Here is a 25383-nt window from a genome sequence, read left to right on the forward strand (position 1 = left end):
CATGCAACCTGTGATTCGTGTGCTGGTGGCGGAGGATGTCCGGATACTCCGCGAGGCGCTGGTCGCTCTGCTCGGCTACGAGGAGGGCATCGAGGTCGTCGCCGAAGTGGACTCGGGCGACGCGATCGTGCGCGCGGCGCTGGAACACCGGCCCGACGTCGCGGTGCTCGACATCGAGCTGCCCGCGCTCGACGGGCTGGCCGCCGCCGCCGACCTGCACGAGCGGCTGCCCGAATGTCGCGTGCTGATCCTCACCGGGCTGGGCAGGCCGGGCAACCTGCGGCGGGGCGTCGATGCGCACGTCTCCGGCTTCATGCTGAAGGACTCGCGGCCGCAGGATCTGGTGGAGGCCATCCGCACGGTCGCGGCCGGCGGCCTCGTCGTCGACCAGCAGCTCGCCTACGCGGCGCTCAACGTCCCCGGCAACCCGCTGACCGAGCGCGAGGCCGAGGTCCTGCGCCTGACGGGTGGGGGCGCCACGCCTCGCGACATCGCCCGAGACCTGCACCTCAGCTACGGCACCGTGCGCAACTACCTCGCCTCCGCCGTGACCAAGCTGAACGCCCGCACCCGCATGGACGCGGTCCGCATCGCCACCGAGGCGGGCTGGCTTTGAGACGTGTGCTGCGCGCCGTCACATGGAGTGGCGGTGCCGGTGCTTCCGGCATGCCGATTTCGCTCATGACGGCCCCATCGGCTCGGTGCACGCCGCCCTGGCACGGTGGCAACTCCAGGGGCAACCGTAGTCCGCGACGGTGCATCGAGTGACGCCTCGGTGGTGCTGAGGGTGTCGATGCTCGCGGCACACGCCCATGGCATGTCGCGACAGCTGGATGCGGCCGACGGTCCTCGCCATGTCGGTGCCCGTCTACAGACCCCGGGTTGCCTGCCGGTCCAGAGCAGCGGCGCCCGGCAGCCGGTCCGATACCGCCTGCGGTGTCGGCCCGCGAAAACCGCCGGCATTCTCCTTCCTTCGAGCCGAGTAGGTGAATGGTGTTCGGCGGTTACATTGCGCGGTGTTGCTGGAAACTGGTCGAACTAATTGGTCGGCGCTCTCTAGTCCCAGTACCAGTAGGTCCAGGAACCGTTGTGCTTACGGCAGTCCCACCGGTCCCAGCGCTGGTCTTCCGCGTATGACATGCATCTCGATCTCTTGCCGAACGTGGGCCCCCTGTTCCAGTCGGCCTTCTCGGCCGTGCTCGTCGGCGACGATGCCGCGGCGCTGGCAGGCGCGAGGAGGGGTGTGGCGGTCATGGCGACTGGGGCGACGAATGCCGAAGCCACCATGACACCGGCGGCGAACAGGTTTCTGACCATGATTAACCCCTTTCCGAAATGGTTGGTTAATCTGACCGAGTTACCAGTACCGACCATTGAACACGCTAGATTTCCGGCCTGTGAGTGTCGATCCAGGTCCCGCTAATGGAGGGTCAGGCCTTCGGAAAGTCCCTGAGTGTCTTTTCCTTGGCTATTCACGGCTCCAGGGCGGCCGGGGGCCGTGGCCGGGTGTCCGGTTGGACGTTGAGAGCATGGCGTGGCGGCATGGAGCGAGGGGCCAGGTCCGCCGCGTCGAGCCGCCGGTCGATGCCATGGCCGCTGGACCGACCCACCCGCATCGGTGCGCTGCCGCAGGTCGGGGTCACAACCGCCAGGTGATGGCACTGCCAGGGTCGTAGCGGCACGTCGCGCCGGTGGAGACGGTGGCACGGAGGTGAGCGGCGAGCTCGGGATGGAGCGTGTCGAGCTTCCTCAGGACGTCGCGGATCCTCGCGGTGACCGTCTTACGGGCCCGTTCCGCCTCATCGCCGAGCCTGCGCGTCCGTCCTCCGAGCCCTGCGGCGGCTCGCAGCTCGGCCAGCAAAGCCTCGCGCTCCCCGTCGAGGCGCGCCGCCCGCTCGTCGTCGCCCAGCTCCAGCGCGCGGTCGGTCTCCTCGTCGAGTCTGGCCAGGTGGCGACGGTAGTGAGCCTTTGCCTCCTCGTCGAGCATCGCGTCGCCGCCCATCTGGCGCGCGGCCACCACCACCTCGCCCCCGTCGGGTGCGAGCAGCTGTACGGCAGGCAGGTCGGTCCCCGGCAGGCTCAGCAGGTGGTGGAGGTCCCTGAGCCCCTTCGCGTCAGGAACGTGAACAGTGCGACCGCCGAACGACAGTGACCACACCGACCCCTGCCTGGTGAACTCATGGTGAGCACCAACCGGCACCTGCCGCGCGAACTCAGGGTCGGGGTGCGCAGGCCCGTGCCTCGCGGACTCAGGGTCGGCGTCTGTCGATGACGCGGCCGGATCGCGGTCTGCCGAATGTGCCTGGCGCTCGCCAAGCTCCACGGCCTGGGTGTGGATGGGGGTGTGGGCCTGACGCTCACCTGGCCCGGTGGCCTGCGCGCCGGACGTGCGGGCTTGGTCGGGACCTGCTGTGGTGCTGTGGCCGGACGTGCGGGCTTGGCCGGGACGTGCTGTGGTGCTGTGGTCGGATGGGCGGGCTTGGTCGTGACCGGGTGTGGTGGTCTGGGTCTGATGGTGAACCGGCCCGAAGGCCTGAATGTGGTCGGGGGTGCGGGACTGGTGGTGACCTGGCTTGGTGGCCTGGGCGTCAGCGGGTTCGGTCGGTTCGGTGGGGTGCGCGCTGTCGGCGGCGGCGCGGTGGGCCTGCCGTACCCGATCAAGGCGGTCGGGGAGGTGGCGCATGTCCAGCGTGGCGGCCTCGGCGGCCAGGTCGTCGAGCAGCCGGTCGGCGCTCGCCACGTCGCCGGGGTGAGCGCGGGCGAGCAGGGCCGCACTGAGGTGCAGGCGGGCTTCCGCCGACCAGAGCCGCGCCTGCAGCCGGTCGGCCGAGCGCTGGGCGGCACGGAAGGCAGCGATCGCCTCGTCCCAGCGTTCTTCGGCCGCCTCCACGAGGCCCTGCCAGAGGATCATGGGGCCGCTGACGTCCCAGCCGAAGAGGGAGACCGCCCACTCGTCGAGATGGGGTTCCAGGAGCTCTCTCGCCCGCGCGCACAGCCCGGGATCGCGTGCGGCCGCGGCCGCTTCGGCGAGGTACCGCAACCACAGCGGCCGGATCGACCCGTCGGAAGGCTCGTCGACGACCCGCGCCGACGTCGCCCCGGCTCGCCCCTGCCGCAGGTCGGTGAGCGATTCGAGCAGAGTCGCGTAGGGGTGGCGGCCCAGGCGCAGCTGCTCGTGCAGCGCCCGCAGCTCGTCGAACCGCCCCTGCGCCAGCAGCAGCGCCCAGCGGTGGTGGTCGAGCATGTAGGCGAAGTGGGCGTGGCGGTCTGCACTGCTGACCTCGACGACCTCGTCCAGCAGCGACTCGGCCGTGGCGAAGTTGGCCGACATGAGCTCGATGATGCTCTGGTCGATCGACGTGGACAGGCTGATGTGGGCCTGGTCGCTGCGCCTGCCCGCCGTGATGTAGCCCCTGAACTCGTCGAGGAAACGAGGATCGCCGAGCTCCAGCAGCGCCACCCAGTGGAGTGAGGTGGTGAAGTGTTCCATTCCGGCGTCGTTGCCGCGGCGGGCGAGCGAGCGCAGCTCATCAGTCAGCTCCACGCGCTGCTTGGCGGTGCCGGGGCCCCAGATGGTGTCGTGCAGCGCCCACAGACCGACCGCCAGCGCCTCGTCGTCGTCGCTGTCGCGCGCGCGGAGGGTGATGCGGACCGCGAGGTCCTGCGCGAGGCGGTCGGCGGATTGCCGGTCGTCGTCGCCGTGGTCGGGGGCGAGCCTGCGGTGCGCGTCGCGGAGCAGTTCGAGGCTGGTGCGGGATTGGTCGACGCCGCAGGTGCCGTAGAAGGTCAGCGCGGCGCGGGCCAGCAGCCCGGGGTCGTCGAGCCGGCGGGCGACGGTGATCGCCCGATCGAAGACGCGCGCCGACTCGTCGGCCTCGCCGCCGTGGTGCAGCTCCCTGCCGAACTCGAGGCCTATCTTGACGAACGGCTCAGGCGGCCCCTTCTCGGCCAGCTCCATCGCCCTGCGCCAGTGGATCAGCGACTCGTCCCTGGCCAGCCGGTGTATGGCCTGCCTGGCCGCGGTCACGAGCAGCTCGCACGCGAGCACGGGATCGAGGGCGTCGCCCGCGAGATGGGCGTGGCGGGCCAGCTCGCCCGGCAGCACCTCGGGCAGGCCGCGTAGCGCGTGGACGGTGGCCGCATGCCTGGCGCGCAGGTCGGTCTCGTCGAGCGAGTCGTAGAGCGTCTCTCTGACCAGGTCGTGGGCGAAGGTGAACACGCCGCCGCCGTGGGAGACGACGAGCCTGGCGGCAGCGGCCTGCGCCAGCAGCCGGTCGACATGGGCGGCCGGAGCCGCGGCCGCGGCCGCGAGCACTCGCCGGTGGAACTCGCGGCCGAGCACCGCCGCGGTGGTCAGCAGGTGGACCACGGTCGCGGGCAGCAGCGACAGGCGACGCCAGAGCGTGTCGCGCACGCCTGGCGGGATCGCCGCCACCGAGCCGTTGCTGCGCCACAGCCGGGCGGTCTGCTCGACGAAGAACGGATTGCCGCCCGTGCGCAGGTGGATCTCCTCCACCACGTCGCCGTCGGGCTCGTGGCCGATCGTGCGGGCGATGAGCGCGGCCACCTGCGCCCTGTCGAGCCCGGTGAGAGTGATCATCGTGGCGCGCGCCGACAGCGAGGTCAGCTGCGGCCGCAGGGGATGCTCGCCCTGCTCGACCTCCACGTCGCGGTAGGTGCCGAGCAGCAGGAGCCGCTCGAACCAGGTGTGCTGCGCCGCGAACTCCAGCAGCCGCAGCGACGCCCCGTCGGCCCAGTGGAGATCGTCGAGCACCACCACGACCGGCCGGGTCTGCGACAGCGTCACCAGCGCCGTGGTCACGGCGTCGTAGACCTGGAAGGCGTCGCCCGCCTCGCCGCCCACACCGTCACCGAGCAGCGCGGCGAGGCTGCCGCCCGCCGCCTCCTCGACGGCGGGCCATTCGCTGGTACGGCGCAGCGCGCGGATGACCTGCACCCACGGCCAGTAGCCCGGCGCGGCCTCGGAATCCCAGCAGGACCCGCTCAGCACCAGCGCGCCCTCGTGTCTCGCCTGCTCGGCGGCGCTGGTGGCCAGCGTGGTCTTGCCGATGCCCGCCTCGCCCGTGACCAGCACCAGGCCGCCGTGGCTGGCGGTCACCCTGCTGATCTCGGCACGCAGCAGCTCGGCAGGGTGCTCCCTGCCGATGAGTGCCTGACCGTCATGAATTCGCATCGTGCTCAGAAGGTAGCCGTTGGTGCCGACAAAAACGGTGCCGGATCTCAGGGTACGGCGCGGCGTCAAACCGAGAGAGCGCTCTCCCGGATCGCTACAGTGAAGTCGTGCTGATCACGCAGATCCGTATATATCCCATCAAGTCCATTACCGGACGCGCGGTGGACGGGGCGTATGTCCACCCCTGGGGCCTGGACGGTGACCGTCGATGGGCGGTCGTCGATCCGCACGGCGACAACCTCTGGCTCGGCGAGTATCCCCGCCTGCTGGCCGTCACCGCCGTCGAGCGACCCGACGGCGGCCTCCTGCTGTCCGCGGACGGGCTGCCCGACCTCGTGGTGCCCCCTGCGACGGGGGAGAGCGTCCCCGTGGGGTTCTCGGGACTGGACCGGGCCGTGCTCGCCGCCGACGCGGCCCACGACTGGTTCACCGCGCTGCTCGGCGTACCCGCCAGGCTGGTGTGGCTCGACGACCCCGCCCGCCGTACCATCGACCCGGCGCACGGCGGGCTGCCGGGTGAGGTGGTGACGTTCGCCTGGGACGCGCCGCTGCTGCTCACCTCCGCCGCCTCCGCGCGCAGGCTCGACGAATGGATCGAGGAGGGCGCACGGGAGCGGGGCGAGCCGCCGCCGGAGCCGCTGTCGCCGTTGCGCTTCAGGCCGAGCGTGATCGTCGACGGGGGCGAGCCGTTCGAGGAGGACGGCTGGCGGGAGGTCCGGATCGGCGGCGTCGACTTCCGGGTGTCGGAGCTGTGCGACCGGTGCGCGGTGACCACCATCGACCCCGTCACCCGGCTGAAGGGCAAGGAGCCGCTCCGGACGCTCGCCCGGCACCGCAGGTGGGACGGCAGGACGTGGTTCGGCATCCGCCTGGTCCCGCGCACCCGGGGACAGATCCGCGTCGGCGATCCGGTGTCCCCCCGCTGAACCGCCTGCGGGGCACGCGGGTCGGGCCTGACGGCCCAACGGGCAGCCGCGCCAACCGGATCCCAGAGCCCTGGAGGCTGAGAAGCCGGTTGCCGCAGGTGTCGATGGCAGCCCGGTCAGCCGGTGAGACGGTTCAGGGCAGTACGGACCACTGCGGGGTCGCTGGTCCGCCAGAACGGCGGCAGCGAGTTGAGCAGGAACCCGCTGTAGCGCGCCGTGGCCAGCCGCGGGTCGAGCACCGCGACCACCCCCTTGTCGTCCTGCGCCCGCAGCAGCCGCCCCGCTCCCTGCGCCAGCAGCAGCGCCGCGTGGTTGGCCGCCACCGCCATGAACCCGTTGCCGCCCTTGGCCATCACGTGCCGCTGCCGCGCCGACGTCAGCGGATCGTCGGGCCTGGGGAACGGCACCCTGTCGATGATCACCAGCCGCAGCGAGGGCCCGGGCACGTCGACGCCCTGCCACAGCGACAGCGTGCCGAACAGGCAGGTCGCCTCGTCCTCGGCGAACTGCTTGACCAGCAGCATCGTCGAGTCGTCACCCTGGCACAGCAGCGGCACGTCGAGGCGGTCGCGCAGCGCCTCCGTGGCGGCCTTGGCCGCCCGCATCGAGGAGAAGAGTCCGAGCGTGCGCCCGCCCGCCGCCTCGATCAGCTCGGCGATCTCGTCGACGTAGGCCTGGGGCAGCCCGTCGCGGCCCGGCTGGGGCAGATGCTTGGCGACGTAGAGGATGCCGGCGCGCGGATGGTCGAACGGCGAGCCGACGTCGATGCCGGTCCACCCCTTGTCGCCGAGCCCCCACTGGGCGGCCAGCCCGTCGAAGGTGCCGCCGAGCGCCAGCGTGGCCGAGGTCAGCACGACCGTCCGCTCGCCGAACAGCTTGTCGCGCAGCATCCCGCCCACGCTCAACGGCGCCACGCGCAGGGTCGCGGGACGCCGGTCGGTGCTGCCGTCGAGCCACACCACCTCGGCCCTGTCGACCTCGGAGGCGTGGCCGTAGGCCTCCAGCATGCGCACGGCCGTGTCGTGCACCTCGTCGAGAGCGGTGAAGGCCGCCTTGCGCTGGCCCGCCTTGTCGGGATCGTCTTTGTCGGCCCCGCGCGGCCCCATCGCCGTGATGCACCTGGCCGCACTGTCGCGCACGAGCGCGAGCGTCAGCCCCAGCACCTCCGGCAGGACGTCGATACGGCCGGGCGGCGCGGCCTCGAGCAGCGCCTTGAGGTCTTCGCCCGCCTCCATCAGCTGGTCGGCGATCGGCTGCTCGATGAGCCGCCCGACCCGTCGTACGGCCAGCGAGACCGACGCCTCCGACAGCTCGTCGGTCACCACCGAGGTCACCCTGTCGACCAGCTCGTGCGCCTCGTCGACGACCACGACATCGTGGTCGGGCAGGATCGCCATGCCCTCCATCGCGTCGATGGCCAGCAGCGCGTGGTTGGTGACGACCACGTCGACCTCTCCGGCCCGCGCCTTGGCCTGCTCGGCGAAGCACTCGGCGCCGCTCGGGCAGCGCTGCGCGCCCAGGCACTCCTTGGCGCTGACCGAATACTGCCGCCAGGCCTGCTCGTTGACGCCGGGGACCAGCTCGTCACGGTCGCCCGTCGTGGTCTCCTCGGCCCACTCCTGGATGCGCTGGACCATCCGGCCCGTTGCGCTGACCTCGCGCGGGTCGAACAGCTGGTCCTGCTCCTCCTCGGGCCAGCCCGCCGTCACCTTGTAGCGGCACAGGTAGTTGCGCCGGCCCTTGAGGATGGCGAACGTCGGCTCATGGGGCAGGTCCTTGCCGAGCGTCTCGGCCAGGCGCGGCAGGTCGCGGTCGACGAGCTGCCGCTGCAGGGCGATCGTGGCGGTGGAGACCACCACGGGGGAGTCGGACTCCATCGCGTGCCTGATCGAGGGCACCAGGTAGGCGAGGGACTTGCCCGTGCCCGTGCCCGCCTGGACGGCGAGGTGCTCCGAGGCGTCGATGGCCTGCTGTACGGCCTTGACCATGGTGATCTGCCCTGGCCTGTCGCTCCCTCCCAGGGCGCCTACGGCGATGGACAGCAGCTCTTCGACTGGTGGGAGTGTGGAGTCCGGCACGGCAGAAACCGTACCTGGTCGCGGCGACAGAATTCGCAGCCTTGCGGCGGGGCCACGTCGAGACGCCCCCAGAGCCGTCACAAGAGTCGCCCAAAGGGTGGCAAACGACTGGTCACCTCTCCGTACGGAGGCGAACACATCCTGGCGTTCCAGGCACCCCTGCAGTAGCGGCGTGGCACACTTGCGGGGCGTAACCCGCCCGGTCATAGAAGATCTTCTCGCTGTGTCGCCTGGGGCACATGGTGGGTGTGGAAAGCCCGTTTCGGTAGGGTTTCTCAAGGTTGAGTGGACGAATAAAGGCTGGTTAAAGCAATATGTCTGCCATGTCAGAAGTTGTCCCGTTGCCGTCGTTCGGCGAAGTGTTCTTCGATGCACGAGGTCAGGAGCGGTGTCTCCGGGTCACCTGGCACGAGGGCACCCTGGTGCTCAGCCTGTGGCGAGGGGAGATGTGCACCGGCAGTTTCCGGATGCCGATGGACGACGTCGGGCGGCTGCTCGACACCCTCGACGACGGCTACGCGGAGGCCGCGGGCGAGCAGCCCGACGCCCCTGCCGCCGAACCCGTCGCGGAACCCGTGGCCGCGCCCGTCGAGTACCCGGGCACGGGCCAGTACCACCGCCCGCCGCCCTTCGAGCACGAGCCGCAGCGCGCCCACGACGAGCGGCCGACGGCGACGCTGTCGCCCAACGACGTGCTCGTGGCCCGCGGCGCGCCCGCCGCACAGCAGGACAAGCTCGTCGCCTCCTACAGTGACCAGCGCGAGACGCCCATCCCCGCCGACGGCAGGCCCCGCCTGGCCGAGCAGCCTCCCGTGAGCGCCGAGCCGATGGCCGCCGCGGGCCCCGGCTACCAGATGCCCGACTACCAACTGCCCGACTTCCAGGCGCCCGCCGAGCGCCAGGCCGCCAGGGGCCCGCAGTCCACCGACCCGGTGGGCTTCCCCATGCAGTCGGCAACGCCGTACTCGACCCACTCAGACCCTTTCGCAGCCCAGAGCAACGCCCAGAGCAGCGCCCAGGGCAGCCCCCAGAGCACTCCGCGAAGCACCCACTCCGATCCGTTCGGGAGCACCCAGGGCCACACCCCGCCCAGGCAGGCCCAAGAGCAGTACGGCCAGGATCCCTACACCCAGCCGCCCGCACCGCCGTACACCGACCCCTTCGCGCCGCCGCAGCGCACCGTCCCCACCTCGGCCGGACTCGGCACGCCCATGCACGGCATCCCCGGCGCGGGCCGCAGGGCCGCGGCCCCCGAGCAGTACCCGCAACCCGACCAGTACCCCCAGGCCGACCAGTACGGCCAGCAGGACCAGTACACCCAGCAGGACCAGTACACCCAGCAGGACCAGTACGGCCAGCCGTCCTACCAGCCGATGAACCCCGCCGACCCGCTCGGCCTCGGCCCCGACGCCTACCAGCACCAGCAGCCCGACCCCGCCGTCCACCGCCCCTACGTGACCGACCAGATGTACGTCACGGGCGAACGTCTGCGCCCCGAGCAGCAGTACCGCGACGACAGGACCGACCGCAGGGAGTGGTGACCGCACGCGTGTGAGAAACTGGCCGCCGGGTCAGGCCCGGCGGTAACAGGGGGAGCACGTGGACGCGTCAACGGGTCTGTACTGGCTGCTCGTGGCCGGCGGCTCGATCATCGTGGCGTGGGTCGCCAGGCGAAGGGGCTGGCCCGCGCCGCTGCTGCTGGTGCTCGTGGGCCTGGCGGTCTCGCCGCTGGTGCCCTCGATCGCGCTGGATCCTGAGCTCATCCTCTACGTGTTCCTGCCGCCGCTGCTCTACTCGGCGGCGCTCGACAGCTCCTATCTCAGCCTGCGCGAGAACAAGCGGGCGATCGGCCTGCTGTCGATCGGCCTGGTGCTGTTCACCACGGTGGTCGTCGGCGGCGTGGTGCACCTGATGCTGCCCGACCTGCCGCTGGCCGCAGCGTTCGCGCTGGGCGCGATCGTCGCCCCGCCCGACGCCGTGGCCGCGGTCGCGGTCGGGCGGCGCCTGGGTCTGCCGCGCAGATCGCTGACGATCCTCATCGGCGAGAGCCTGTTCAACGACGCGACGGCGCTGACCGCCTACCGGGTGGCGATCGGCGCGGCGGCCGGACACGGCATCAGCCTGCTGCAGGGCTTCGGCGAGTTCCTCTACACCGCGGTCGGCGGCGTGGTGATCGGCGTCGTGGTCGCCGTGGTGTCCGGCTGGCTGCTGGAGCGGGCGCGCGATCCGCTGGTCGAGAACACGGTCATGCTGCTGATCCCGTTCGCCACCTACCTGGGTGCCGAGTCCGTCCACGCCTCGGGCGTGATCGCGGTGGTGATCGTCGGCCTCTACCTGGGCCACCGGATGCACCGCACGGGCGCGGGCACCCGCCTGGTGCTCACCTCGGTGTGGAAGGTCACCGACTTCCTGCTGGAGTCGATCGTCTTCGCGCTGATCGGCCTGCAACTGGTGCCGGTGCTGAGCGGCCTGGTGGGGCGCAGCCCGTGGGAGGTCGCGGTCTATGTGCTGGTCATCTTCGTGGTGACCGTGCTGGCCAGGTTCGTGTGGGTCTTCCCCGCCGCGTACCTGCCGCTGCTGCGGAGCAGGACGGCGGCGCGGCCGCCATGGCAGGACGTCGTGGTCGTCGGCTGGGCGGGCATGCGCGGCGTGGTGTCGATGGCCGCCGCCTTCGCCATCCCCGACGACTTCCCCGAACGCAACCTGCTGCTGTTCCTCACCTTCACCACCGTGATCCTCACCCTGCTGGTGCAGGGCCTGACCTTCCCCACCCTGATCAGGAAGCTGCGCGTCTCCAGCGAGCGCGAGGAGTACGAGGACAACCTGTCGGAGGCGGCCGCCCAGCAGGCGGCCGTCGAGGCGGGCCTGGCCAGGCTGGAGGAGATCCTCGAGCAGGAGGAGACGGACGAGATCCACCGCGAGGTGATCGACATGCTGCGCGCCAAGTCCGAGCGCAGGGCGCTCACCGCGTGGGAGCGGCTGGGCGGCGGCACCGGCCAGGGCGGCGTCGAGACGCCGAGCCGCCTCTACCGGCGGCTGCGCAGAGAGATGCTCGACGCCGAGCGCGCGGTGTTCGTCCGGCTGCGCGACGAGCGGCGGCTCGACGACGAGGTGCTCCGCCGCGTCACGGCGGAGCTCGACTTCGAAGAGGCGATCCTGGAGCGCTAGCCCATCTTGCTGTCGGCGAAACACCACCGCCAGTCTTCGCCGGGCTCGAAGGACTGCATCACCGGGTGCCCCGCCTCACGGTAGTGCGCGGTGGCGTGCTTGTTGGGCGAGGAGTCGCAGCAGCCGACGTGGCCGCACTCCAGGCAGCGGCGCAGGTGCACCCATCGCGCCCCTGTCGCCAGGCACTCCTCGCAGCCGTCGGGCGTGCGCGCGGGTGGGTCGCCGGCCTTGGAAAGATGCTCGCAAATTGCCATGGCAAGAAGCTTAGGACCAGAACACGGTTCCAATTTGGTCGCACCTATTGATCGGGCGCGTGGCGGAGGCGACTCTTTTCCTCATCGGGGGGTCCCCACCTAGGAGGCCCGCGTGCTTGAGGTTCGCAATCTCGAGGTCGTGTACGACGATGTGATGCTCGTGCTGCGCGGAGTGAGCCTCGCCGTGCGCCCAGGCTCGATCGTCGCGCTGCTCGGGGCGAACGGCGCGGGCAAGACCACGCTCCTGCGCGCCCTGTCCGGCCTGCTCGACGTCCACGACGGCGAGATCACCAAGGGCTCCGTCACGCTCGACGGCGAGCCCATCCACACCATGAGACCCGCCCAGATCGTACGGCTCGGCATCAGCCAGGTCATGGAGGGCCGCCGCATCCTCGGCGAGCTCACCGTCGAGGAGAACCTCAAGGTGGGCGGGCACACCTCGGCCACCTCGCACCTGGACCGGGTCTACACCCTCTTCCCCGTGCTGAAGCAGCGGCGCAGGAGCGTGTCCGGCTACCTGTCGGGCGGCGAGCAGCAGATGCTGGCGGTCGGCAGGGCACTGATGGCCGGGCCCCGCTACCTGCTGCTCGACGAGCCCAGCCTGGGGCTGGCGCCCGCGCTGGTGGCGCAGATCCGCGACCTGGTCGTCGAGATCAACCGGCAGGGGACGACGGTCCTGCTGGTGGAGCAGAACGCGACGATGGCGCTGTCGATCGCGGCCCACGGCTACGTGATGGAGACCGGCAAGATCGTGATGGACAAGCCCGCGGGGGAGCTGCTGGCCGACGAGGACATCAGGGAGTTCTACCTGGGCCTTGGCGCCGAGGGAGCCGCCAGGTCCTTCAGGGACGTCAAGCATTACAAGAGACGGAAGCGGTGGCTCTCATGACCGCCCCCACATCAGAACAGAGCAACATTCTCGACGTGCGCGACATCCGGCTCTCCTTCGCCGGGGTGAAGGCGATCGACGGTGTGTCGTTCGACGTCCGCCCCACGGAGCTGTTCGCCGTCATCGGCCCCAACGGCGCGGGCAAGACCTCCGTCTTCAACGTCCTGTCCGGCGTCTACCGCCCCCAGCGCGGCTCGGTCACCTTCCGGGGCGAGGACCTCCTCACCAAACGCCCCCACGACATCGCCGCCATGGGTATGGCCCGCACCTTCCAGAACGTCGAGCTGTTCGACAACCTGACCGTGCTCGACAACCTGATGCTCGGCCGCCACTGCCACTTCCGGTACGGCGCCCCCGCCGCCATCGCCTGGTTCGGCCGGGCCCGGAGGGAGGAGCTGGCCGCCAGGGCCAGGATCGAGGACATCATCGACTTCCTGGAGCTGGAAGCCTGGCGCAGGCACCCGGTGCGGCTGCTGCCGTACGGGATCCAGAAGCGGGTGGAGCTCGGGCGCGCGCTGGCGATGGAGCCGCGGCTGCTGCTCCTGGATGAGCCGGTCGCCGGGATGAACCTGGAGGAGACCGAGGACATGGCCAGGTTCGTCCTGGACATCCGCGACGAGCTGGGCATCCCCATCGTGCTCGTCGACCACGATATGGGACTGGTGATGGACCTGGCCGATCGGGTGCTCGTGCTCGACTTCGGCCGTCCAGTCGCGCTCGGCACGCCCGCGCGGGTGCAGCAGGACCCGAAGGTCATCGAGGCGTACCTGGGAGGCGCCGCATGACAACGACCCTCACGAGGACGCAGACCGTCGCCACAAGGGTGCGCCGCAGGGCGCAGGAGACTCCTGGCGCGGTCGCGATGCGCCACAAGGACTTCGGCATCTGGAAGGAGGTCGGCTGGCGCGCCTACTGGGCGAACGTGGAGCTGGTCGGCCACGCCCTGCTCGCCCTGGGTGTCGAGCCGGGCGACCGGGTGGCGGTGCACTCGGAGAACCGGCCCGAATGGCTCTACGCCGACCTCGGCATCGTCGCGGCCAGGGGCATCACGGTCGGCCTGTATCCGACCAACCCGCCGGCCGAGGTGGCCTACCTGCTGTCGGACTCCGGCGCGAAGATCCTCCTCGCCGAGGACCAGGAGCAGGTGGACAAGGCGCTGGCCGTCCAGGACGAGTGCCCCGCGCTGGAGCGGATCGTCTACCTGGAGCCGCGCGGCATCAGGGGGCGCTACACCGACCCGCGGCTGCTGTCGTGGCCCGAGCTGCTGGCGGTCGGCGCCGAGCACATGGCCGCGCACCCGGAGGCGCTGGAGGCCAGGATGGCGAGCGCCGAGCCGGACGACGTGGTGACGCTCATCTACACCTCAGGCACGACGGGACCGCCGAAGGGCGTGATGCTCACGGTGGCCAACGTGGAGTTCGCGGTGACGACGCTGGTCGAGAACGGCGGCTTCACCTCGCCGCCGCCTTCCGAGCGCGATCTGGTCGTCTCCTACCTGCCGCTGTGCCATGTCGCCGAGCGTGCGTTCACCGTCTGGTTCAACGCGGCGGCGGGCGTGCAGGTCAACTTCGCCGAGTCGATCGACACCGTCCAGGCGAACCTGCGCGAGGTGCAGCCGACGATCCTGTTCGGCGTGCCGCGCATCTGGGAGAAGGTCCTGGCCCAGGTCAACATCAAGCTCGACTCGGCGTCGCCGCTGAAGCGCGCCGTCACCCGGTTCTGGCTGCGCGTGGCCGACCGCATCGGCGACACGCTGGTACGCACCGGGGGCGTCCACACCACCGGCACGCGGCTGCTCTACGGTGCCGGCTGGCTGATGTGCTACCGGTCGCTGCGCGAGCGGCTCGGGATGCGCCGCGTCCGCTACGCCGCCTCCGGCGCCGCGCCGATCGCGCCCGCCGTGCTCAAGTTCTACATGGGCATCGGCGTGGCCATGCACGAGGTGTACGGCATGAGCGAGAACACCGCCATCGCCACGGGCAACAGGCCTGGCCGCATCAGGCTCGGCACGGTCGGCGAACCACAGCCGGGCACCGACCTGCGCATCGACGAGCTCACGGGCGAGATCCTCACCCGGCATCCGGGCACGTTCGCCGGGTACTGGGGCAATCCGCGCGCCACCGCCGACGTGCTGGACGAGGACGGCTGGCTGCACACCGGCGACGTCGGCGAGTGGGTGGAGGGCACGCACGTCCGCATCACCGACAGGATGAAGGACATCCTGATCACCGCGGGCGGCAAGAACGTCGCGCCCAGCGAGGTGGAGAACGCGCTGAAGGCCTCGCCGTACGTGAAGGAGGCGGTGGTGATCGGCGACCAGCGGCCCTACCTGGTCGCGCTGATCGGCATCGAGCTGGACACCGTGGGGGAGTGGGCGCGCAGACGCGGCCTGTCCTACACGACCTACCGCGACCTGTCGGACAAGCCGGAGGTGCGCGAGCTGGTCCAGGGCATCGTCAACGACGTCAACGCGCATTTCGCCCGGGTCGAGCAGGTCAAGCGGTTCGCGTTCCTGCCCAAGGAGCTCGACCACGAGGACGGCGAGCTGACCGCCACCCAGAAGGTCAAGCGCAGCGCGATAGCCAAGCTCTTCGAGGAGCAGGTCGAAGGGATGTACCGCGGGTGATAGACGTTTTGGAGTCGGTCATCAGGGGGCTGGGCAACGGGTCGGTGTACGCGCTGCTCGCCCTCGGCTTCGTGATCATCTACAAGGCGACGAGGGTGATCAGCTTCGCCCAGCCCTCGCTGATGCTGGCGGGCGCGGTCGCGGTCAGCTACCTGGCCGAGGTCACCGGGTTCTACGCCGCCGTGCTGCTGGCCGCGCTGCTGATCGCGGGGGTCGCGCTGGCGATCGAGCGGATCGCGATCAGGCCGATGGTGGGCAGGCCTGTCTTCGTCGTCGCGATCATCACGCTGGGCGTCGACGTCGTGGTGCGAGTCGTCGTCAACGCCTTCATCGGCAGGGACGTGCGGCAGATGGGCGACCCGTGGGGCTTCACGCAGGTCTCGCTCGGCCCGCTGGTCGTGCAGACCAGGTGGCTGGCCATGCTCGCGGTCACGGCCCTGCTCGTGGGGCTGCTGTTCGCCTTCTTCCGCTTCACCAGGTACGGCCTGGCGATGCGGGCCGCCGCCTTCGACCAGGAGACCGCCCTGGCCCAGGGAGTGTCGGTCGGCATGGTCTTCGCGATGTCGTGGGGGCTGGCGGGCTTCCTGGCGGCGATCGCCGGGATGTTCGTCGGCACCGGCCAGGGCGTGGAGCAGCTCACCTGGATCATCGCGCTCAAGGCGCTGCCGGCGATCATCGTGGGCGGGCTCGACTCCCTCGGCGGCGCGGTCGTCGGCGGGCTGGCGATCGGCGTGGTCGAGTCGCTGTTCCAGAGCTACCAGGGCGAGTTCGCGCCGTGGCTGGGGCAGAACTTCGCGGTGGTCACGCCGTACGTCGTGATGCTGCTCGTGCTCCTGGTCAGACCCTACGGCCTGTTCGGCACGAGAGAGGTGGAGCGGGTATGAGCGAGAGCGAGACGCCGACGAAGGAGCGCGCCCGCGAGCAGGCGCGGGCCCGCGACATACCGACCGGACGGTCTCGGCGGCCGCGCGGGCGGCCGCTGCTCTACACCGCCTACACCCAGGACATGGCGCTGTTCGACACCAGGGCCAAGAAGGTGTGGACCGCGCTGCTCGTGCTGGCCGCCTTCGGGCTGTCGGTGGTCCTGGCCGACCGCTCGCTGGAGGTGCTCGCCGGGGCCTACGTGCTGGCGATCGGCGCGATCGGGCTCAACATCGTCACCGGCTACGCCGGTCAGGTCTCGCTCGGCCACGCCTTCTTCGTCGCGATCGGCGCCTACACGGGGGCCGCGCTCTCGGGCCCTCCAGGCGGCAGGACGATCGGCCTCGGCGTCGCGGAGATCTGGATCTGGCTGCCCGCCGCGGGCCTCGCCGCCGCCGTGGCGGGCGTGCTGGTCGCGCCGCTGGCGACCCGGCTGCGCGGACTCTACCTCGCCGTCGTGACGCTCGGCCTGGTCTTCCTCGGCGAGCACATCTTCAAGGAGTGGGACAGCCTCACCGGCGGCCCAGGCGTCGGCCGCTCGGCCGCGGTGCCCCAGCTCTTCGGCGTGCGGCTGGACGAGGACGGCCCGCTCGGCACCCGCGAGCAGCTGCTCTACCTGCTGATGCTGACCGCGCTCGTGCTCTTCGCGCTGGCCGCCCGCAACCTGGCCCGCTCCCGCGTCGGCCGGGCCTTCATGGCCATCCGCGACCGCGACATCGCCGCCGAGGTCATGGGCGTGCCGCTGACCCGCTACAAGGTGCTGGCCTTCGGCATCTCCTCCTTCTACGCCGGCTGCGCGGGAGCGCTGCTCTACAGCATCACCGGCTTCGTCGAACCCGGCTCCTTCAGCCTGCTGCTGTCGGTGCAGTTCATCGCGATGGTGCTGATCGGCGGGGTCGCCACGGTGTCGGGCGCGATCGCGGGCGCGCTGTTCATCTCGCTGCTGCAGCCGCTGACCAGGTCGCTGCCCGCGCTGGTGCCCTTCGTCAGCGGCGACACCACAGTCACACCCAACGTCTTCCAGGTCGAGACGGTCCTGTACGGCCTGCTGATCATCCTGTTCCTCGTCTTCGAGCCGCGCGGCCTGTTCGGCATCTGGATCCGCGTGCGCAACTACTGGAAAGCCTGGCCGTTCTCCTACTAAGAAAGGAAAATCGAGTGAAGAGTCGCTATGTCGTGACCGGCGTCGCGGTAGTGGCCCTTCTGTCCGCTTGCGGCGTCATCCGGGGGGACGACGAGGGCAGCAAGGGCGGTGGCGGCGCAGCCGTGGCCACGGGAGTCACCAGCGAGCCGTGTCCCAAGGCGGTCGACAAGAACAAGGGTTGCATCTACCTCGGCACGATCTCCGACCTCACCCAGGGGCCCTTCGCGGCGCTGGCCGTCCCCATCACCGACGCCCAGAAGGCCTTCTGGAAGCGGGTGAACGCCGCGGGCGGCATCGGCGGCAAGTACGAGGTCGACGTCGAGACCTACGTCAGGGACAACAAGTACAACCCCGAGACCCACCGGCAGGTCTACAACGAGATCAAGGACAAGGTGCTCGGCCTGGCGCAGACGCTCGGCTCGCCGACCACCGCCGCGATCATCGACGACCTCAAGGCCAACAGCGTCGTGTCCGCTCCCGCCTCGTGGACCTCGGCGTGGGAGTTCGAGGATGTCATCGTCGAGACCGGGTCCAACTACTGCATCGAGGCGATGAATTCCGTCGACTACGCGATGGAGGTCTACCAGCCCAAGAGCGTGATGGCGGTGCACCTGGCGGGCGACTACGGCGCCGACGCCGCGGCGGGCGCGAAGATCGCCGCCGAACGCAACAAGCTGGAGTTCACCGCGGTCGAGACCCCGCCGGGAGCCACCGAGCAGGGCCGCGCGATCACCGAGATCACCAAGAACAAGCCCGACCTGGTGATCCTGACGACCGGGCCCGCCGACGCGGCGGCCATCATCGGCCAGTCGGCCGCGGCGGGCTACAAGGGGCGCTTCATCGGCACCGGGCCGACGTGGAACCCCGCCCTGCTCAAGTCGCCGGCCGCGCCCGCGCTGAAGGCGCTGTACGAGCAGTCGTCACCGGGCAAGCCGTACGGCTCGGACACCCCGGGACACGAGGCCATGCGTGAGGCGCTGCCCGGAGTGACGCCGAACGACGGCTACACCTCGGGCTGGGCCTGGTCCTACCCGCTCAAGGCGGCGCTGGACAAGATGGTCGCCGGGGGCGACGTCAGCCGCAAGGGCCTGCTGGCCGCGGTCAAGACGCTCTCGACCGTCGACTACGAGGGCATGCTGCCGGCCGAGGCGGGCAACTTCGCCGGCGACGCCAACGCCGCCACCTTCCGCCAGACGCTGATCAACAAGGTGGACGAGTCGGCGCCCACCGGGGTCGCGACCGTCAAGGACTTCTTCACGGGAGCGACCGCGCAGGGATACACGATGGACGGCCCCTGCTTCACCAAACTGTCCTGATCAGCACGGTCCTGATCGGCGCGGGGGGCGCGGCCGTTGGCTAGTGTCGGAGACATGCGACTCGTTGCCAGCAGGTTCGTGCCCCTTGCGGCTTTCGCCGTGGTCGTCTTCGCCAGTGGATGCAGCGAGATCAACGCGACGGTCGACAAGGCCCAGGCTTGCTTGGAGGCCCCCAAGATAGTCTCGGAGACCGTCGCCAAGATCAGCGGCCTGGTCGACGACCCCGCCGCGATGGAGAAGGAGCTCGACGCCGCCGCCAAGAAGCTCGGCGAGGTGGCCGACACGGCGTCCAACACCACGCTCAAGCAGGCCACGGACGATCTGGCGGCCAGCCTGGGCAAGCTCGACGTCACCAGCGCCAACCAGGCGGTCGACGCCGTTCAGCAGGTCGGCAACGAGACCGCCGCGTACCTGACCAAGCTGAAGGAGGCCTGCAGCTAGGCCTCGCCCGACAGGTGGGCGGCCAGCAGTCCGGCGCCGAAGTCGGCGCCGGGCCGCCTGATGACGGTGTGCGCGTGGTTGGCGGCGTCCTGGGTGTTGTCGTACTCCACGAGCAGCCCGGGGCCCTGGATCCGGTAGTAGTGGCCCGCGCCCGGCGAGAGCGCGCCCGCCCACGCGAAGGAGAAGGCGGCGGGCTCGTGCGCGCCGCGCAGCGACGGGGCCAGGCGATCCAGGTAGACCTCCAGCAGCCTGCCCAGCAGGTCGCGCTGGGCCGGGGCGAGCGAGCCGCCGCGCACGCCTGCCGGCTCCAGCGCCGCGACCACCGGGGAGGTGCCGGTGAGGATGTCCGACGGCGCCACGTCCGCGACGACCGCCTGATCGCGCAGCGTCGGCGGCAGGCCGGTCACCAGCGCCCTGGCCAGCTCCTCCTCCAGCGGCAGCGGTCTGACCACGGCCGCCGCGCCGTACCGGACGGTCGCCGGGTTCGCGCCGAGGAACAGCGGCGCGACCTCCACCCGCCCGCCCGCGATCGTCGCCGTGACCGACACGTGGTGGCCCTCGAAGCGCCAGCCCCACTCCTCGGCCCCCGGCCTGCCGAAGATCGCCAGGTGGTAGTCGTCGCTGTGGCGGCCGTTGCGTCCTCCCTCGTCGAGGTCGAGCACCTCCTCCATCGCCATGATGGTCACGACCTGCGCGAACGCGTGCCGTGACAGCGCGGTGGCCAGCAGCAGGTGCGCCGCCTTGCGCGCGTCGCGGCCGAGCCCGAGCAGCGACGCCCCGGGCCTGGACGTGGGCAGATAGGTCCAGCGCAGCCGCAGCGGGTCGCCGAACTCGTGGGCGGCCGCCAGTCGCTGCTCGGGGGTCAGGCAGGCAAGGAACCGGGACGCTGTCTCCGCCATGAGCATGGCACCAGGATCGCCTATCCCGGCTTCTCTAGGGGAAATGGGGTCGATTTAGCGTGGACCCATGAACGGCACCGAGCCCGATCCCCGGTTCACCCTCGCCAACGAGAGGACCTTCCTGACCTGGTTGAGCACGTCGCTGGCGCTGTGCGCGGGCGGCGTGGCGATGGCCGCGGTCTCCGACGACATCTTCGTGCCGTGGGTGCGCACCGCGCTGGCCGTCCTGCTGGTCCTGCTCGCCGCGCTGGCCGCGGGCATGGCCTACCCGCGCTGGCGCAACATCCAGCGCGCGCTGCGCAACCAGACGCCGCTGCCGCCGCCGGCACTGGCCGCCGTCTTCGGGTACGGCGTGGCCGCCGTCGCCGTCGTGGCGCTCGTGCTCATTCTGATGGCCTGACCGTGTCGACCGAGATCTGGGATCCGGGGCTGCAGAGCGAACGCACCCGTCTGGCCTGGGTGCGTACCGCCGTCGCCCTGTCCACCGGCGGCCTGGCCGCGGCGGGGCTGGGCGCGCGCGCCGGGCTCGGCCCGTTGTTCATCGCGGTGTTCGCGCTGGCCGCGCTGTGCGGAGGGATCCTGCTGGCGCGCACCGCCGCCCGCTTCCGCCACGTCCAGCGGGCCCTGCACAACGGCGATCCGCTCGACAGCAGGCCCGACGCGCTGGCGGCCTGGATCGGCACCCTGTGCGTGGTGGGCGGCTCGGTCTGCCTGGTCGTCACCATGAGCCTGGCCCACCGCTGAGCACTCCTCCAGGGCGTTTCTTGCCATGTCAACGGGTTGCGAGGGCGGCTGGTAGAGGCGGACACTCGTAGAAGACCAGCTCGGAGGTGATCCACGTGCACGAAGGGTACGACGCACGGGAGACGTGGCCGTTCGAGTGTCAGTGCTGCTGGCACACCTGGCAGGAGGAGTACCTCGTCAAGCACACCACCGACAGCCACGGCAACGACGTCGAGGTGTGGCTGAGGTCCGGGGTGGCCGTCCAGCCGGCGACCTCCGACAGGAGCTGTCCGAAGTGCGGGGCGGTCCAGATCACGACCTTCCCCCCCGGATACGCCACGCACCAGGAACCACCCGTGCCCGCCCCTCGCGAGGTGACACAGGACATGCCGCTGAAGTTCACCTGGCGCGCGGCGATCATGTGAACCACGCCTTCCACGGGCGCGGGGGGGGGGGGGGGCCCCCCCCCCCCCCCGGGGCGGGCCCCCCCCCCGCGCGGGGGGGGGGGGCGGCGGTGGGGGCCGGGCCGGGGGGGGGCCCCCCAGGCCCTCCCCCCGCCGGCCCCCCGCTGGCCCTTCCCACGGCGGGGGCGTCCTCGGCCCGGGTGGCGGCCTTCCTCCCACGCCCCCCCCCGGGGGGGGGGGGGGGGGGGCGCGCCCCCCCCCCCCGCGCCCGAGTAGGACGGCCCGAACAGGCGGAAGGGGTCAGGCCAGGCTGTCGAGCCAGGCCTGGTGCAGGCCCGCGAAGCGGCCCGCCGAGGCGATGAGCACCTCGGGCGGGCCGTCCTCGACGATCGTGCCCCGCTCCATCACCAGCACCCTGTCGGCGATCTCCACGGTCGACAGCCGGTGGGCGATGATGAGGGCGGTCCTGTCGGCCAGGATCGTGCGCAGCGCCCGCTGCACCAGCCGCTCGCTCGGCACGTCCAGCGACGAGGTCGCCTCGTCCAGGATGAGCACCGCCGGGTCGGCCAGGAAGGCGCGGGCGAAGGCCACCAGCTGGCGCTGGCCCGCCGACATCCGGCCGCCGCGCTTGCCGACCTCGGTGTCGTAGCCCTCCGGCAGCGCCGCGATGAACTCGTGCGCGCCGATCGCCTTGGCCGCCTCGACGACCTCGTGGAAGGAGGCGCTGGGCCTGCCGAAGCGGATGTTGTCGGCGACCGTGCCGGAGAACAGGAAGTTCTCCTGCGTCACCATCACCACCGCCCTGCGCAGCGTCGTATCGTCCAGCTCGCGCAGGTCGACCCCGTCGAGCAGCACCCGCCCGCCCGTCGGGTCGTAGAAGCGCGAGATGAGCTTGGCCAGCGTGGTCTTGCCCGCGCCCGTGGCGCCGACCAGCGCCACGCTCTGACCGGCGGGGATGGTCAGGTCGAGGCGCGGCATGATCGGCATCTCCGGCACGTAGGAGAACTCCGCGGCCTCGAAGCGCACCTGCCCGCGCGCCCTCGGCAGCTCGGCGCCCCGCGGAGGCTCGGGCACCGACGGCTCCTCCTCCAGCACGCCCGACAGCTTCTCCAGCGCCGCGCCCGCCGACTGCAGCGTGTTGTAGAACTGGCTGATCTCCTGCATCGGCTCGTAGAACTGGCGCAGGTAGAGCAGGAACGCGGCCAGCACGCCGACCGTGACCTCGCCGTGGAAGGCCAGCCAGCCGCCGTAGATCAGCACACCGGCGATCGTGAGGTTGCCGATGAGCTTGATGCCGGGCATGAACAGCGCGATCAGCTGCATCGCGCGGGCGTTGGCGTCGCGGTAGTCGGTGTTGAGCCGGCCGAAGATCTCCTGGTTGCGCGGCTCGCGGCGGAAGGCCTGGACGGCCTTGATGCCGGTCATCGACTCCACGAAGTGCACGATGACCAGCGCCACCGTCTCCCTCGTGCGCCGGTAGGTGATCGCCGACTGGCGCCGGAACCACCGGGTGAACAGCAGCAGCACCGGCAGCGGCACCAGCGCCACCAGGCCGAGGTGCACGTCGAGGATCAGCAGCAGCGCCGCCGTGCCGAACATCGTCAGCACCGCGGTGACCAGGCCGTCGAAGCCAGACTGCAGCAGCTCGGCGATCGCCTCGATGTCGGAGGTCAGCCGCGAGATGACCCTGCCGGAGGTGTACTTCTCGTGGAAGGCGAGCGAGAGCCGCTGGAAGTGGTCGAAGATCCTGCGGCGCAGCTCCAGCAGGATGTCCTGGCCGATCCGGCCCGACAGCTTGAGGAAGGCCTGCCTGGTCAGCGCCTGGGTGACGGCCGCGGCCAGGATGACCGCGATCACCGTCAGCAGCGTGGCCGGGCCCTGCCCGCGCACCATCGGCGGGATGCCCGAGTCGATGCCGACTTTCACCAGGTAGGGAATGGCCAGGCCGGCGCCGCTGGAGCAGATGATGATCGCGGTGAGCAGCGCGATCGCCCTGCGGTGCGGCCTGAGCAGGTCGGTCAGCAGCGCGCGCGACCGGGTTCGCAGCAGCAGCGAGACCTTCTCCGGCAGCTCGTCCTTGTTCTCCGAGGCGACGCCGCGCCAGTCGGTGGTGGCCGTCATGCCAGCGCTCCTTCCTCGGACAGGTCGGCGTCCTGCGCCAGCAGCGAGCGGTACTCGGGCACCTCGGCCAGCAGGTCCTGGTGCCTGCCGACATGCGTGATCGTGCCGTCGCGCAGCAGCGCCACCTTGTCGGCCAGCAGCACGGTCGAGGCGCGGTGGGCGACCACGATGCCCGTCGCCTCGCGCAGCACGTGGCGCAGCGCCTCCTCGACCAGCGCCTCGGTCTCCACGTCCAGCGCCGACAGCGTGTCGTCCAGCACGAGGATCTTCGGCTTGGACAGCACGGCCCTGGCCAGCGCCAGTCGCTGCCGCTGACCGCCCGACAGCGACATGCCCTGCTCGCCGATGCGGGTGTCGAGGCCCCACGGCAGGTCGTGGACGAACGTCGCCTGCGCCACCTCGATCGCCTCGCGCAGGTCGTCGTCGGAGGCGTCGCGGTGGCCGAGCGTGAGGTTCTCGCGCACGCTCATCGAGAACAGCGTGGGCTCCTCGAACGCGGTGGCCACCACCTCCCGCAGCGCGCTCAGCTTCAGCTCGCGCACGTCGTGGCCGTCGATGGTGACCCTGCCCGAGGTCACATCGATCAGCCGGGGGACGAGCGCGGTCAGCGTGGTCTTGCCCGAGCCAGTCGCGCCCACGACGGCCACGGTCTCGCCGGGCCGTACGTCGAGCCAGACGTCGTGCAGCACCGGGCGGTCGGCGCCGGGGAAGCGGAAGCCCACGCCCTCCAGCCGCAGGTGGCCGCGCGGGTGCTCGATCGTCTCCGTGCCGTCCTCGATGGCGGGGACGGTGTCCATGACCTCCATGACGCGGTCGGCGGAGGTCATCGACTCCTGCGCCATCGCCAGGATGTAGCCGAGGCTCGCGATCGGCCACACCAGCTGCAGCACCAGCGTGGTGAAGGCGACGAGCGAGCCCGTCGACAGCGAGCCTGAACCCACCGCGAGCGCGCCCAGCAGCAGGACCAGGGCGAGCGTGAGGTTCGGGATCACCTCGAGGAAGGTGAAGAAGCGGGCCGACAGCCCCACCTTGTCGATCGAGGTGGCGTAGACCTTGCGCGCGGAGTCGTCGAAGGTGTCGAAGACGTGGTGGCGGCGGCCGAACGCCTTGATCGTGCGGATCCCGATCGCCGACTCCTCGACGAGCGTGGCCAGGTCGCCCTGCTCGTCCTGCACCTGGCGCGAGATCTTGATGTACTTCTTCTCGAAGCGCAGCGACACCCAGACGATGGGTACGGCCGAGGCCGCCACCAGCAGGCCGAGCGGCCAGTACATGTTCAGCAGCACGATCGTCACCGTGGTGAGCTGGATGACGTTCATTACCAGGAAGAGCATGCCGAAGCCGAGGAAGCGGCGGATGGTCGACAGGTCGGTCGTGGCGCGCGAGAGCAGCTGGCCGGACTGCCACTCGTTGTGGAAGGCCATCGGCAGGCGCTGCAGGTGCTCGTAGAGGTCGTCGCGGATCTCGGTCTCGAGGCCGAGGACGGGCTTGGTCTGCACCCATCGCCTGAGAAAGATCATCAACGCTTCGGCGACGCCGACGCCCAGGGCGAGCACTCCCAGGGGGAGCAGGTCGGCGCTCTGCTTGGCGTCGATCACCTCCTTGCCCACCAGGGGAAAGGTGATGCTGGCGGCGATTCCGAGGATGGCCACCAGCCAGATGAACACGAGCTTGCCGAGGTGGGGGCGTAGGTAGGACCGCATACGCCACAGGGAGTTGGAGGAGAGCAGGGGACGGCTGGGTATGTTCGTATCGGGAGGCATCACCATCTAGGTTAATCCTTGGGATCAATCCATTTATTTGCTTCCGCGCCGCAACATCGCGACCACGAGACAGGCCGTCGCCCCCGTCGACAGGACGGCCCGGACGAGGTTCCACGCCACCCACGGGCCCTCGAACTGCGCTCTCGTGACGGTCCCCGCGGCGAGCCCGTCGTTGAGCGGGACGTTGATCGCCGAGGTGGTCACGAAACCGATCAGATAAAGGGCCCATCCCGCCAGGATCCACAGGACGGCAGGTCTGGCGCGGCGGTGACGGATCAGTGCCCACAGGGGCAGAACGGCCGCGGCCAGGAACGGCACGAGAAAGCCGGGGTTGATGATGGCGGTGTTGATCTGGTTCATCACGGCGACGAAGGCGCGGTCGTCGACGGCCGCCAGGCCGGGCATGACCGCGATGGAGAAACCGTAGTAGGTGCCGGCGATCAGGCCGGTCGCCAGCGCGGAGAGGCCCACGATGATTCGCATGCACGTATTCAACGGCCGAGGGCGGCCCGCCCG

Annotated in this window: 22 protein-coding genes; 14 read left to right on the forward strand and 8 right to left on the reverse strand. The window is 70.7% G+C overall.

Annotated features, from left to right (window positions below; genetic code table 11):
* The first annotated feature begins 10 nt into the window (after positions 1-10).
* A complete protein-coding gene (locus ACFXJ8_RS10965) occupies positions 11-616 on the forward strand; it encodes a DNA-binding response regulator (protein ID WP_379643664.1) in 606 nt (201 codons plus the stop codon).
* 440 nt (positions 617-1056) lie between these two features.
* Here the strand turns inward: ACFXJ8_RS10965 and ACFXJ8_RS10970 are convergent, their stop codons facing one another.
* Positions 1057-1317 carry a hypothetical protein gene (locus ACFXJ8_RS10970; RefSeq protein ID WP_379643665.1) on the reverse strand — a complete coding sequence of 87 codons (261 nt, stop codon included), beginning with the start codon at positions 1315-1317 and terminating at the stop codon, positions 1057-1059.
* 322 nt (positions 1318-1639) lie between these two features.
* Entirely contained in the window at positions 1640-5194 is a 3555-nt protein-coding gene (locus ACFXJ8_RS10975; RefSeq protein WP_379643666.1) for an AAA family ATPase, read from the reverse strand.
* A gap of 107 nt (positions 5195-5301) precedes the next feature.
* Here ACFXJ8_RS10975 and ACFXJ8_RS10980 point away from each other — a divergent pair, with 107 nt between their 5' ends.
* A complete protein-coding gene (locus tag ACFXJ8_RS10980; RefSeq protein ID WP_379643667.1) occupies positions 5302-6120 on the forward strand; it encodes an MOSC domain-containing protein in 819 nt (272 codons plus the stop codon).
* A gap of 116 nt (positions 6121-6236) precedes the next feature.
* Here the strand turns inward: ACFXJ8_RS10980 and ACFXJ8_RS10985 are convergent, their stop codons facing one another.
* A complete protein-coding gene (locus tag ACFXJ8_RS10985; RefSeq protein WP_379643668.1) occupies positions 6237-8198 on the reverse strand; it encodes an ATP-dependent DNA helicase in 1962 nt (653 codons plus the stop codon).
* A 323-nt stretch (positions 8199-8521) separates the two neighbouring features.
* Here ACFXJ8_RS10985 and ACFXJ8_RS10990 point away from each other — a divergent pair, with 323 nt between their 5' ends.
* Together ACFXJ8_RS10990 and ACFXJ8_RS10995 are read left to right on the forward strand one after the other, a co-directional pair.
* Positions 8522-9739 carry a hypothetical protein gene (locus ACFXJ8_RS10990; protein WP_379643669.1) on the forward strand — a complete coding sequence of 406 codons (1218 nt, stop codon included), beginning with the start codon at positions 8522-8524 and terminating at the stop codon, positions 9737-9739.
* A gap of 58 nt (positions 9740-9797) precedes the next feature.
* On the forward strand, positions 9798-11366 hold the full coding sequence (locus ACFXJ8_RS10995) for a Na+/H+ antiporter (protein ID WP_379643670.1): 1569 nt from the start codon (positions 9798-9800) through the stop codon (positions 11364-11366).
* On the opposite strand, the gene ACFXJ8_RS11000 is transcribed toward ACFXJ8_RS10995, so the two are convergent.
* Positions 11363-11620: a ubiquitin carboxyl-terminal hydrolase 14 gene (locus ACFXJ8_RS11000; protein WP_379643671.1), complete on the reverse strand. Its 258-nt coding sequence runs from the start codon at positions 11618-11620 to the stop codon at positions 11363-11365. The two genes, ACFXJ8_RS10995 and ACFXJ8_RS11000, sit on opposite strands and share 4 nt — an antisense overlap.
* Before the next feature lie 112 nt (positions 11621-11732).
* Between ACFXJ8_RS11000 and ACFXJ8_RS11005 the strand changes: the two genes are divergently transcribed.
* Genes ACFXJ8_RS11005 through ACFXJ8_RS11035 form a run of 7 tightly spaced genes read left to right on the forward strand, consistent with a single transcriptional unit; the run spans position 11733 to position 18957 of the window.
* A complete protein-coding gene (locus ACFXJ8_RS11005; protein WP_379643672.1) occupies positions 11733-12509 on the forward strand; it encodes an ABC transporter ATP-binding protein in 777 nt (258 codons plus the stop codon).
* A 35-nt stretch (positions 12510-12544) separates the two neighbouring features.
* Positions 12545-13294 carry an ABC transporter ATP-binding protein gene (locus ACFXJ8_RS11010; RefSeq protein ID WP_379643673.1) on the forward strand — a complete coding sequence of 250 codons (750 nt, stop codon included), beginning with the start codon at positions 12545-12547 and terminating at the stop codon, positions 13292-13294.
* Positions 13291-15135, forward strand: a complete 1845-nt coding sequence (locus tag ACFXJ8_RS11015) for an AMP-dependent synthetase/ligase (protein WP_379643674.1) — start codon at positions 13291-13293, stop codon at positions 15133-15135. The genes ACFXJ8_RS11010 and ACFXJ8_RS11015 overlap by 4 nt, the downstream gene beginning before the upstream one ends.
* Positions 15132-16019, forward strand: coding sequence for a branched-chain amino acid ABC transporter permease (locus ACFXJ8_RS11020; protein ID WP_379643675.1), 888 nt, complete (start codon positions 15132-15134; stop codon positions 16017-16019). Before ACFXJ8_RS11015 ends, ACFXJ8_RS11020 begins: the two co-directional genes overlap by 4 nt.
* A complete protein-coding gene (locus ACFXJ8_RS11025; RefSeq protein ID WP_379643676.1) occupies positions 16016-17200 on the forward strand; it encodes a branched-chain amino acid ABC transporter permease in 1185 nt (394 codons plus the stop codon). The genes ACFXJ8_RS11020 and ACFXJ8_RS11025 overlap by 4 nt, the downstream gene beginning before the upstream one ends.
* Before the next feature lie 14 nt (positions 17201-17214).
* On the forward strand, positions 17215-18516 hold the full coding sequence (locus ACFXJ8_RS11030; protein ID WP_379643677.1) for an ABC transporter substrate-binding protein: 1302 nt from the start codon (positions 17215-17217) through the stop codon (positions 18514-18516).
* 54 nt (positions 18517-18570) lie between these two features.
* Positions 18571-18957, forward strand: a complete 387-nt coding sequence (locus ACFXJ8_RS11035) for a hypothetical protein (RefSeq protein WP_379643678.1) — start codon at positions 18571-18573, stop codon at positions 18955-18957.
* Here the strand turns inward: ACFXJ8_RS11035 and ACFXJ8_RS11040 are convergent.
* Complete coding sequence (locus ACFXJ8_RS11040) at positions 18954-19856, reverse strand: DUF3500 domain-containing protein (RefSeq protein ID WP_379643679.1); 903 nt, start codon at positions 19854-19856, stop codon at positions 18954-18956. The genes ACFXJ8_RS11035 and ACFXJ8_RS11040 overlap by 4 nt on opposite strands.
* A gap of 67 nt (positions 19857-19923) precedes the next feature.
* On the opposite strand from ACFXJ8_RS11040, the gene ACFXJ8_RS11045 reads away from it, so the two are divergent.
* The 3 genes from ACFXJ8_RS11045 (at position 19924) to ACFXJ8_RS11055 (ending at position 21004) form a co-directional block, all read left to right on the forward strand.
* Entirely contained in the window at positions 19924-20256 is a 333-nt protein-coding gene (locus ACFXJ8_RS11045; protein ID WP_379643680.1) for a YidH family protein, read from the forward strand.
* Between the two features lie 2 nt (positions 20257-20258).
* Entirely contained in the window at positions 20259-20600 is a 342-nt protein-coding gene (locus ACFXJ8_RS11050; protein WP_379643681.1) for a DUF202 domain-containing protein, read from the forward strand.
* Positions 20601-20695: 95 nt separating this feature from the next.
* Positions 20696-21004 carry a hypothetical protein gene (locus ACFXJ8_RS11055; protein WP_379643682.1) on the forward strand — a complete coding sequence of 103 codons (309 nt, stop codon included), beginning with the start codon at positions 20696-20698 and terminating at the stop codon, positions 21002-21004.
* Positions 21005-21283: 279 nt separating this feature from the next.
* Here ACFXJ8_RS11055 and ACFXJ8_RS11060 read toward each other — a convergent pair whose 3' ends face one another.
* The 3 genes from ACFXJ8_RS11060 to ACFXJ8_RS11070 form a co-directional block, all read right to left on the reverse strand.
* Positions 21284-23104, reverse strand: a complete 1821-nt coding sequence (locus tag ACFXJ8_RS11060) for an ABC transporter ATP-binding protein (protein ID WP_379643683.1) — start codon at positions 23102-23104, stop codon at positions 21284-21286.
* On the reverse strand, positions 23101-24807 hold the full coding sequence (locus ACFXJ8_RS11065; RefSeq protein ID WP_379643684.1) for an ABC transporter ATP-binding protein: 1707 nt from the start codon (positions 24805-24807) through the stop codon (positions 23101-23103). Before ACFXJ8_RS11065 ends, ACFXJ8_RS11060 begins: the two co-directional genes overlap by 4 nt.
* 93 nt (positions 24808-24900) lie before the next feature.
* Complete coding sequence (locus ACFXJ8_RS11070; protein WP_379643685.1) at positions 24901-25350, reverse strand: DUF1772 domain-containing protein; 450 nt, start codon at positions 25348-25350, stop codon at positions 24901-24903.
* Positions 25351-25383 lie beyond the last annotated feature (33 nt).

Source organism: Nonomuraea sp. NPDC059194 (assembly GCF_042754765.1).
In the GTDB taxonomy this organism is placed as follows: Bacteria; Actinomycetota; Actinomycetes; order Streptosporangiales; family Streptosporangiaceae; genus Nonomuraea.